Annotated in this window: 8 protein-coding genes; 6 read left to right on the plus strand and 2 right to left on the minus strand. The window is 71.8% G+C overall.

The features are described from left to right. Positions 1-80 precede the first annotated feature (80 nt). Positions 81-1622, minus strand: a complete 1542-nt coding sequence (locus ASG05_RS05915) for a PucR family transcriptional regulator (RefSeq protein ID WP_056258749.1) — start codon at positions 1620-1622, stop codon at positions 81-83. A 120-nt stretch (positions 1623-1742) separates the two neighbouring features. Between ASG05_RS05915 and gabT the strand changes: the two genes are divergently transcribed. From gabT to ASG05_RS05945, 6 genes are all read left to right on the plus strand, one after another. Then, entirely contained in the window at positions 1743-3098 is a 1356-nt protein-coding gene (gabT, locus tag ASG05_RS05920; RefSeq protein ID WP_056258752.1) for a 4-aminobutyrate--2-oxoglutarate transaminase, read from the plus strand. Positions 3099-3223: 125 nt separating this feature from the next. Then, positions 3224-4648, plus strand: a complete 1425-nt coding sequence (locus tag ASG05_RS05925) for an NAD-dependent succinate-semialdehyde dehydrogenase (RefSeq protein ID WP_056258826.1) — start codon at positions 3224-3226, stop codon at positions 4646-4648. A 92-nt stretch (positions 4649-4740) separates the two neighbouring features. After that, positions 4741-6180 carry an aminobutyraldehyde dehydrogenase gene (locus ASG05_RS05930; RefSeq protein ID WP_056258755.1) on the plus strand — a complete coding sequence of 480 codons (1440 nt, stop codon included), beginning with the start codon at positions 4741-4743 and terminating at the stop codon, positions 6178-6180. Between the two features lie 56 nt (positions 6181-6236). After that, positions 6237-7643: an NAD(P)/FAD-dependent oxidoreductase gene (locus ASG05_RS05935; protein WP_157490096.1), complete on the plus strand. Its 1407-nt coding sequence runs from the start codon at positions 6237-6239 to the stop codon at positions 7641-7643. Next, positions 7640-8575: a universal stress protein gene (locus ASG05_RS05940; RefSeq protein WP_056258760.1), complete on the plus strand. Its 936-nt coding sequence runs from the start codon at positions 7640-7642 to the stop codon at positions 8573-8575. Before ASG05_RS05935 ends, ASG05_RS05940 begins: the two co-directional genes overlap by 4 nt. After that, the gene (locus ASG05_RS05945; RefSeq protein WP_056258763.1) at positions 8572-10125 is read left to right on the plus strand and encodes an APC family permease; all 1554 of its coding nucleotides are present in this window, start codon (positions 8572-8574) and stop codon (positions 10123-10125) included. Before ASG05_RS05940 ends, ASG05_RS05945 begins: the two co-directional genes overlap by 4 nt. 43 nt (positions 10126-10168) lie before the next feature. On the opposite strand, the gene ASG05_RS05950 is transcribed toward ASG05_RS05945, so the two are convergent. Next, positions 10169-10822 carry a TetR/AcrR family transcriptional regulator gene (locus ASG05_RS05950; protein WP_082486491.1) on the minus strand — a complete coding sequence of 218 codons (654 nt, stop codon included), beginning with the start codon at positions 10820-10822 and terminating at the stop codon, positions 10169-10171. Positions 10823-10847 lie beyond the last annotated feature (25 nt).

Consider the following 10847-nt stretch of genomic DNA (forward strand, 5'->3'; position numbering starts at 1 on the left):
CGACCCCGGCCAGGGCTCGTACCACCGGACGGGCACGGCGGGGGCGTCCGCGCTCGCCGAGGAGACGAGCGGCGCCGTCGTCACGAGCTGGACCCGCGTGCCCCTGCGGCTTCGAGCAGGGCCCAGAGTTCGGCCCGCTCGGCGAAGCCGTCCAGCGAGACGCCGAGGGCGTGCTCGACCTTCGCGACGCGGGCCCGCAGGCTGTGTCGATGGAGGCCGAGGACGCGGGCCGCGGGGTCCCAGGCGCCGTTGTGCTCGAGCCAGGTGCGAGAACAGGTCAGCAGGTCGTCGCCGTCCGGCAGGTCGGTGACCGCGGCCAGCCGGACCGCGGCGATCGCCGCGGCCTCGTCGGTCCAGAGTGCAGCGACGAGGCCCGAGGCGGCAATTCGGGCCCAGGTGACCACCGCCTCCGTGCCCGGGGCGCTGGACGAGACGGCCGCAGCCAGGGCGCGTTCGGCCTGGGCCAGAGCCCCGGCGAGTCGGTCGTGGTGGGTGGGGTCCGAGACGCCGATCCGCACGTCGTGGGCGGCTGCAAGTGCGACGAGGTCGAGGGCGCCCGGGGTCGCCATCACGACCAGACGGTCGTCGAGGGGGGCGACGAAGACGTCCGAACGGCCGGCCGCGAGCCGCTCGAACGCCTCCGTGGCCCGGGTCGAGCTCGCGGTCGAGGGTCGGATCAGCGCCACGAGGACGGCTCCCTCGACGAGGCCGACCCCGACGGCACGGGTGATGGCTCGTGCGGTGTCGACCTCGCCCGAGACGAGCAGCGACCAGACCTGACGCCACAGTTCGCGCTGGCCACGGATGCGTGCGGCGTCGCGTTCGAGGGTCGTCTCGGCGAGCGCGACCACGCTCGTGACGACGGCGCGCGCGGCGAGGTCGAGATCGTGCGTCGTGGTCACCGTCAGCACGCCGCGGAGGTCCTCGCGGCGGCCGAGGGTCTGCAGCGTCGTGACCGCGGTGGGCGAGGTGAGCGTGCTGCCCGCGCGAGCGCCTCGACGCAGCAGCCGACCCACTTCGTCGTCGGCGAGCGCCGCATCGTCCGCGCGTCGCGCGGCGGCACCGTCGACCTCGGCGACGATCCGTGGCAGGCCCTCGTCCCCGTACAGCACGACCGACCCGCCCAACTGGTCCGCGAGCACCTGCAGGACCGAGGCGAGACCACCCTCGCCGATGGCGGCGACCGAGACGGCGCGCTGGGCCCGCAGCGTCCACCGGTCCCGCGCCCGCGCCTCCTCGGCCAGTCGGTCGGCGGCCCAGCGGACGACGGCGATGAACGGCGTCCCGTAGGGCACCTCGACGACGGGGACTCCGCGGGCCGACGCGGCCACCACGAGCGCGACGGGGGTGGACGGGTGCCGAACGCCCGTGCCGAAGCCGAGGGCGACGACGCCTCGGTCCACGAGACGGTCGACGTAGGCGTCGTAGTCGACCGGTCCCGCGTCCTCGTCGAACTGGGTGCCCGTGGTGAGCAGCATGGTGGCGTCGTCGAGGAACGGCGAGGGGTCGTCGAGGTCGGAGGAATGCACCCACGACAACGGCTCGTCGAGCCGGGTGGTCGGGTCGAGCAGCCGGAGGCCCAGCGGCTCGTGGCGGACGAGGGCGCGGACCGTGGGTCTCATGGGATGACGATACCCGTCGAGTGCCAGATCGGCAGACGGCGGGACGGATCGGGACATTCAGGCACTTCAGGAGGCGCGGCACCCGTCCCTAGAGTCGCCGCAACGTCGAAGGAGCAGTGCATGACCACCACCACCGTCTCGATCCCGCGAGGGGGCCCCGGCCTCGAACAGCGCCGACGACTCGTCACCGAGATCCCCGGCCCCCGCAGTCGCGAGCTCATGGATCGCAAACGGATCGCGGTCGCCGCGGGCGTCGGGGTCAGCCTGCCCGTCTTCACCGAGGCGGCGGGCGGTGGGGTCCTCACCGACGTGGACGGCAACTCGTTGATCGACCTCGGTTCGGGCATCGCCGTCACCGGTGTGGGCAACTCGGCGCCCGGTGTCGTGGACGCGGTCGTCGAGCAGGTGCAGCGCTTCACCCACTCGTGCTTCATGATCACCGCCTACGACGGCTACGTCGCCGTCTGCGAGGCCCTCAACCGGCTGACCCCCGGCGATCACGAGAAGCGCTCCGCCCTCTTCAACACCGGTGCCGAGGCCGTCGAGAACGCCGTCAAGATCGCGCGGTCGTACACCGGGCGCTCGGCGGTCGTCGCGTTCGACCACGCGTACCACGGACGCACCAACCTGACGATGGCGCTGACGGCCAAGGCGATGCCGTACAAGAGCGGTTTCGGCCCGTTCGCCCCCGAGATCTACCGGGCACCCCTGTCGTATCCGTACCGTGACGGAGGGGTCACGGGTCGAGAGGCCGCCGCTCGCGCCATCCAGCAGATCGAGAAACAGGTGGGTGCCGCGAACCTCGCCGCCGTGGTCATCGAGCCCATCCAGGGCGAGGGCGGCTTCATCGTGCCCGCCCCCGGCTTCCTGGCGGCCCTGGTCGAGTGGTGTCGGCTCCACGACGTCGTCTTCATCGCCGACGAAGTGCAGACGGGCTTCGCCCGCACCGGTCGGATGTTCGCCAGCGAGCACGAGGGCATCGTCCCCGACCTGGTCGTCACGGCCAAGGGAATCGCGGGCGGCCTGCCGCTGTCGGCCGTCACGGGCCGTGCCGACATCATGGACGCCCCGCACGTCGGTGGGCTCGGCGGCACCTACGGCGGAAACCCCGTCGCGTGCGCCGCGGCACTCGCCGCGATCGAGGCGTACGAGCACGACGGACTCGTCGAGCGTGCCGCCCAGATCGGTGACCTGCTGCTCGAGCGGTTGCGTGGCCTCCAGGCAGACGACCCACGCATCGGCGACGTCCGCGGTCGCGGAGCCATGATCGCCGTCGAACTGGTCGACCCGTCGACCGGCGAGCCCGACGCCCAGCTCACCGGTCGGGTCGCGGCCGCGTGCCACGCTCAGGGGGTCATCGTGCTCACCTGCGGCACCTTCGGCAACGTCATCCGGTTCCTGCCCCCGCTCGCCATCGGCGACGACCTGCTCCACGAAGGCCTCGACGTCGTCGCCGCGGCCCTGGCGAGCTCGTGACGGGCACGGTGTCCGTGCACGGCCGGTCCGTCACCCCCGAGCGGCAGGAGGTGCGCAACCCGAATACGCGCCTCCTGCCCAGCCCCCCGCCGGGGCGGCTCCCGGTGCTGCCCCGTGAGACCGCCGTGTTCGTCGAGGGCGACCACCGCGCATCGTTCGACCGTGGCACGACGACGTTCCCGGTCCACGACCCTGCCACCGGCGAAGTGCTGGCACATGTGGTCGACCAGTCGCCCGCCGACGCCGTGCGCGCACTCGACACGGCCGTGGCCGCTGCCGACGCCTGGGCTGCCACGCCGTCTCGTGCCCGCGGTGAGATCCTGCGCCGGGCCTTCGACCTGCTCGTGCAGCGGCGAGAAGAGTTCGCCCTCCTCATGACTCGGGAGATGGGCAAGCCCCTGGCCGAGGCCCGGGGCGAGGTCGCCTACGGCGGGGAGTTCCTCCGGTGGTTCGCCGAAGAGGCCGTCCGCATCGACGGGCGCTACGGCCCGAACCCCGAAGGCACCGGCACGATGATCGTCACGCACCGCCCGGTGGGCCCGTGCTACCTCGTCACTCCCTGGAACTTCCCGCTCGCGATGGCCACGCGCAAGATCGCTCCGGCCCTGGCCGCCGGCTGCACCGTGGTCGTCAAGCCCGCCGAGCTCACGCCGCTCACGACGATCGCCTTCGTCGAGCTGCTGCGCGAGGCCGGACTGCCCGACGGCGTCGTCACGGTGCTCACCACGACCGACGCTCGCGGGGTGACCGGCCCCCTGTTGGCCGACCCGCGCCTCCGGAAGCTCTCGTTCACCGGGTCGACGGCCGTGGGCAAGGTGCTCATGGCCCAGTCGGCCGAGAACGTCCTGCGGACCTCGATGGAGCTCGGTGGCAACGCACCCTTCGTCGTCATGGCCGACGCCGACCTCGACGCCGCCGTCGACGGTGTGATGCTCGCGAAGTTCCGCAACACCGGTCAGGCCTGCACGGCAGCCAACCGGCTGCTCGTGCACGAGTCCGTCGCAGACGAGTTCGTGCGGCGGCTCGCCGACCGCGTCCGGGCGCTCGTCGTCGGCGCCGGGACCGACGACGGGGTCACCATCGGCCCCCTGATCGACGACCGTGCCGTCGACTCGTGCGCGGCGTTCGTCGACGACGCCGTCGCCCGAGGCGCCCGCGTGGTGGTCGGCGGTGGGCCCCTCGGTGGTCCCGGTTCGTTCTTCGCCCCGACGGTGCTGTCCGACGTGCCCCGCGACGCCGCCCTGATGCACGACGAGATCTTCGGTCCGGTGGCCCCCGTGACGACCTTCGTCGACGAGGACGACGCCGTGCGGCTCGCGAACGACACGCCCTACGGCCTCGTCGCCTACCTCTACACGACCGACCTCGCCTGCGGGCACCGACTGCTCGGCCGCCTCCGCGTCGGGATGCTCGGCGTCAACACCGGCCTCGTGTCGAACGCCGCCGCGCCGTTCGGCGGAGTGGGCCAGTCCGGCATCGGTCGCGAAGGCGGGCGCGAGGGCATCCACGAGTACCTCGACACCACGTACGCGCTCGTGCCGAACGGCTGAGACCCCGCCGCCCGGCCCGGCGTCCGCCCTTGCCGCCCGACGTCGCCCACCGCCATCATCGACCGCACGATCCGCACCACCGAGAGGACACCATGGCGACCCTGCAGAACTTCGTCGACGGCGAGTTCGTCGACGCCCACGGCACCGAGACCATCGACGTGGTCTCGCCCGTCACCGAAGAAGTCGTCACGACCTCCCCGGTGTCGGACGACGTCGACGTCGACCTCGCCGTCGCAGCCGCGGCCCGGGCCTTCCCCGGCTGGAGTCGAGCCACCCCGTCGGTTCGTCAGACGGCCTTGCTCGCCTTGGCCGACGCCCTCGACGCGCACAGCGACGCACTCGTCGAGGCCCAGCACCGCGACACCGGCCAGCCGAAGGCGATCATCGCGGCCGAAGAGGTCGCGGTCGGGGCCGACCAGCTGCGGTTCTTCGCCGGCGCCGCACGGCGGCTCGACGGCATCGCCAGCGGCGAGTACCTCGACGGGTTGACGTCGTCGGTCCGACGCGAACCCATCGGCGTCGTCGCCCAGGTCACCCCCTGGAACTACCCGCTCATGATGGCCGTCTGGAAACTGGGCCCTGCGCTCGCCGCAGGCAACACCGTCGTGCTCAAGCCGAGTGACACCACCCCGGAGTCCACGCTCGTCCTCGCCTCGCTGACCCGGGGCATCCTGCCCGACGGGGTCCTGAACGTCGTTCTGGGTGACGCCTCGACGGGCCAGGCCCTGGCCGAGCACCCCGTGCCCGGGCTCGTCGCCATCACCGGCTCGGTCCGGGCCGGCGTCGCCGTGGCGAGTTCGGCGGCGCAGCGGGTCGCCCGCGTCCACCTCGAACTGGGTGGCAAGGCCCCTGCCGTGGTCTTCGACGACGTCGACGTCGACGTCGTGGCACCGCAGCTCGCCGAGGCCGCCTTCTTCAACGCCGGGCAGGACTGCACGGCCGTGACGCGCGTCATCGTTCACGAGTCGCTCCACGACGACCTCGTCGACGCTCTCGTCCGGGCGGCCGAGGCGACGACGACCGGCGTGGCGGCAGGCGACGGTGCCTCGTACGGCCCCCTCAACAACGCGCGTCACTTCGCTGCGGTCAGCGCCGTCGTCGAGGCCCTGCCCGAACACGCCACGATCGCGACCGGTGGGTTCCGCGTGGGCGACACCGGTTTCCATTTCGCGCCGACGGTCGTCACGGGCGTCCGACAGGACGACGCCGTCGTGCAGGACGAGGTGTTCGGCCCCGTGCTCACCGTCCAATCGTTCCGGACGGCCGACGAGGCCCTCGAACTGGCGAACGGCGTGCCCTACGCCCTGGCCTCGAGTGTCTGGACCGACAGCCACACCACGGCCGAACGCTTCGCCCGCGACCTCGACTTCGGCTGTGTGTGGATCAACACCCACATCCCGCTGGCCGCCGAGATGCCCCACGGCGGGTTCAAGCGCTCCGGCTACGGAAAAGACCTGAGCGCCTACGGCCTCGAGGACTACACCCGCGTCAAGCACGTGATGAGCGCGCACACCTCGCCCCGCGCCTCCTGATCGACGACACCCCCACCCGCAACAACGACCACGACCACGACGGAGAACACACCATGATCGAGACCCTCACCAGCGACGTCGTCGTGATCGGCGCCGGGGCCTCCGGGCTCACCGCCGCCACCGACCTGCGGGCGGCCGGCCTGACGGTCACCGTGCTCGAGGCGCGCGACCGCGTCGGCGGGCGACTGCGCACCGAAACCGTCGACGGGGCGATGCTCGAGCTCGGCGGCCAGTGGGTCTCGCCCGACCAGACCGCGCTCATCGAGACCCTCGGCGAGCTCGGGCTCGAGACCTACTCGCGATGGCGCGACGGCGAGAGCGTCTACGTCTCGCCCGACGGCACGGCCTCGCGTTTCACCGGCGACATCTTTCCCGCATCGGACGAGACCAAGTCCGAGATCGAGCGGCTCATCGCCGTCATGGACGAGCTGGTCGCCGAGGTCGACGTCACCGCGCCGTGGGCGCACCCGCGCGCCCGCGAGTACGACCACGTGTCGTTCGCCGCGTGGCTCGAGCAGCAGACGGACGACGTCGAGGCACGCGACAACATCGCTTTGTTCATCGCCGACGCCATGCTCACCAAGCCCGCCCACGCCTTCTCGTTGCTGCAGGCCCTGCAGATGGCCTCGAGCGCCGGCAGCTTCAGCAACCTCGTCGACGCCGACTTCATCCTCGACAAACGCGTCGTCGGGGGCCTCCAGAGGGTGCCGCTCGCCCTCGCGGCCGGGCTCGGCGACGCGGTGCACCTCGGCCAGCCGGTCGAGACCCTCGAATGGTCCGACGCGGGTGTCGTCGCCACGACCTCCGACCTGCGGGTCGAGGCCCGGCACGCGGTCGTCGCCGTGCCGCCCAACCTCTACTCGCGCATCGACTACGTCCCGGCCCTGCCGGCCCGTCGTCTGCACTGGCACCAGCACGTCTCGCTCGGTCTCGTCATCAAGGTCCACGCCGTCTACGAGACCCCGTTCTGGCGTGACGCGGGCCTGTCGGGGACGGCCTTCAGCCCCTACCAGGTCGTGCACGAGGCCTACGACAACTCGAACCACGACGACCCCCGCGGCACCCTCGTCGGCTTCGTCAGCGACGAGAAGGCCGACCGCCTGCTCGCGTTGCCCACCGACGAGCGGCAGCGCGTGATCCTGGAGTCCCTGGCCTCGTACTACGGCGACCAGGCGTTGCAGCCCGCGGTCTACTTCGAGAGCGACTGGGTCAGCGAAGAATGGACCGGCGGAGCCTACGCGACCAGCTTCGACCTCGGCGGTCTGTCGCGCTGGGGCCACGACCAGCGCGTTCCGGTCGGCCCGATCCGGTTCTCGTCCAGCGACATCGCCGCCGAGGGGTTCCAGCACGTCGACGGGGCGATCCGCGTCGGCCACGAGGTCGCCGCCGAGATCGTCGCCGACCTCGCCGACGACGCGGCGCCGGTCGAGCCCGCCGGCCAGGCGGTCGGTGACCGGCCGTGAGGTCCGTCGTCGTCGGCTACCTCGACACTCCCGCCGGGCACGACGCCCTGGCCCTCGGCGTGGCGCTGGCGGGCACCCTCGACCTTCGCCTCGACCTCGTCCTCGTCCTGCACGACGAGGGTCGACCCTCGCTCGTCCCGGTGGGGCCGAGCTACGAGCGTCACCTCGACGACCTCGCCGCGGGATGGCTCGAGGAGGCGCGAGCCGGGCTGCCCGCCGGCGTCACCGCGTCGACGCACCTCGTCCGCGCCGAGACGTTCGCCGAGGGGCTGCTGAGTGCAGCCGACGACCTCGGTGCCGAGGCCGTCGTCATCGGAGCGGGCAAAGAGGGCGCGTTCGGGCGACCTCACCTCGGCAGCGTCGGAGGAGTCCTCGTGCACACCGCCTCCGTGGGGGTCGCCATCGCCCCGGCGGGTTTCGCCGGGCGGGGCATCGCGTCGTTCGGACACGTGACGGCGGCCGTGGGCACCCGGCCCGGGGCGCGCGCGGTCGTCGACACCGCGGTGGCCGTCGCGTCCTCGGCGCACCTGCCGGTCCGCCTGGTCTCACTCGTGCCCCTCGACGACGTCGGCGAGGGAGGCCGCGACGAACGGTCGCGGGCACTCCGCGAAGAGGCCCGACAACACGCGGAGCGCATGCGTGACATCGCCCTCGAGTCCGTCCCCGACTCGGTCGACGTGTCGGTCGAGATCGCTCCCGGGCCGCGGATCGGCGACGCGATCCGGGCCCTGGCATGGCACGCCGACGAGATCGTCTTCGTCGGCTCGAGCCGCCTCGCCCAGCCCCACCGGCTGTTCCTGGGCAGCGTCGCCGCGAAGATCGTCCGCGGCGTCCCCGTCCCCCTCGTGGTGGTTCCCCGTGACCACGATCCCCGCACGACCCGACACGATGCCGTCCTCGACGGCACCGGCGACGAAGGGACCACCCCGTGAGCATCCTCAAGAAGTCCGGAGTCACCGCCGACCAGACGCTCTCGTCGAAGGGGCTCAGCGCCGGCAGCGTCGGCCTGATCGGGGCCGTCGTCATCGGCATCTCGTGCATCGCGCCCGCCTACACGTTGACCGGTGCGCTCGGGCCGACGATCGCCCAGGTCGGCACCCACCTGCCCGCGATCTTCCTGGTCGGCTTCATCCCGATGCTGCTCGTCGCCTTCGGCTACCGCGAACTGAACAGTGCCATGCCCGACAGCGGGACGTCGTTCACCTGGGGCGTCCGTGCCTTCGGCCCGTGGGTCGGCTGGATGGCGGGCTGGGGGCTGGTCGTCGCCACGATCGTGGTCCTGAGCAACCTGGCGGGCATCGCGGTCGACTTCTTCTACCTGCTGCTCGGTCAGCTCTTCTCGAACCCGGCGATAGCCGACCTGGCCACCAACCCGTTCGTGAACGTGGTCACCTGCCTGGCCTTCATGGCCGGGGCGACGATCATCTCGTACCGCGACATGCAGACCACGCAGAAGGTGCAGTACTGGCTCGTCGGGTTCCAGCTGGTCGTGCTGGTCGGGTTCGCGATCGTGGCGTTCGTCCGGGTGGGCGGCGGTTCGGCGTTCGATGCCACCGCCGTGTCGCTCGACTGGTTCAACCCGCTGACCGTCCCGACCTTCTCGGCCTTCGCCGCCGGGCTGTCGCTGTCGATCTTCATCTTCTGGGGCTGGGACGTCACCCTGACGATGTCCGAAGAGACCAGCGGTTCGCGGACGACCCCCGGGCGCGCGGCCACCCTCACCGTCGTCATCATCGTGCTCGTCTACCTGCTCGTCTCCCTCGCGTCGATGACCTTCGCCGGTCTCGGCAGCACGGGCGTCGGCCTCGGCAACCCCGACATCCAGGGCAACGCGTTCTCGGCCCTCGCCGGCCCCGTGCTCGGCCCGCTCGCGATCCTCATGTCGCTGGCGGTGCTCAGCAGTTCGGCCGCCTCGCTCCAGTCGACCTTCGTGTCACCGGCCCGCACCCTGCTGGCCATGGGGCACTACGGTGCCCTCTCGCCGAAGTTCGCCCGCATCTCGCCCCGGTTCTTCACCCCCGGGTACGCCACCCTCGCGTCGGCCGTCGTCGCCAGTGGCTTCTACGCCGTGATGCGCTTCATCAGCGAGGACGTCCTGTGGGACACCATCACCACGCTCGGCATGATGATCTGCTTCTACTACGGCCTGACCGCGTTCGCCTGTGTCTGGTACTTCCGCCGGCAGTGGCGCTCCGGCCTCCGCAACCTGTTCTTCCAGATCGCGGCACCGCTCGTCGGCGGGATCATCTTGGCGGTGCTCTTCGTCACGACCCTGGTCGACAGCATGGACCCCGACTACGGCAGCGGCTCCAACATCGGCGGCGTCGGCCTCGTCTTCGTGCTCGGCGTGCTCATCCTGGTGGTGGGCGTCGTCCTCATGCTCGTCAACGCCCGTCTGCGGCCGGCGTTCTTCCGTGGCGAGGGGCTGCGAGCCGGCGTCGCCGGTGACGAGCGCGAGGGACAAGCAGCCCTGCCCGAGTGACGGACCCCCGGGCGGCGTCCGTCCAGACCAGTGGTGGCGTCGATCACTCGGGCACGATCACCAGCTCGAGGTAGTCCTGCAGCTGCTGCACCACGTCGATGCGGTCGGGGTCGAGCAGCCACTGCACCTGGATGCCGTCCCACAGGGCCACGAGCCCGGACGCCGCACGGTCGGGGTCGACCCCGGGGCGCAACCGGCCCCGCGCCTCCAGCGCTCGCAGGGCGTCGCCGTACTCGACCCGGAGGCGCTCGAAGCGTTCGCGGACGTACCCGCTGCCGGGGTTGCCGGCCGTCACCGCCTCGCCGGCCAGCACCGCGTAGAGCGCGATCAGCCCGGGCACGCTCTCGTTGTGCCGCGCCTGCCCGAGCACGGTCTCGACCAGGCCACCGCAGTCGGGAGGCGCGGCGGAGCGGTCCGAGACCGCGTCGCGTCGTTCGAGCACCGCCAGGAGCAGGGCGCTCTTCGACGGGAAGTAGTGCAGCAGGCTCGTCTGGCTCATGCCGACGACCTCGGCCACGTCACGGAGCGACCCGCCGACGTAGCCCTTCGACGAGAACACCTCGAACGCCGCCTCGACGATCGCGACCCGACGTTCGGCCGACTTCGCGTACGGGCCGCGACGCGCGGGACGAGAGGTGCCGGTCGGGGCGGCCGGCCCACCGTCGGAGTCGCTCGTCGTCGAGCCGGTCGTCGTCATGATCGGACACTCTACGACCTCCCAG

Source organism: Frigoribacterium sp. Leaf186, assembly GCF_001423905.1.
In the GTDB taxonomy this organism is placed as follows: Bacteria; Actinomycetota; Actinomycetes; order Actinomycetales; family Microbacteriaceae; genus Frigoribacterium.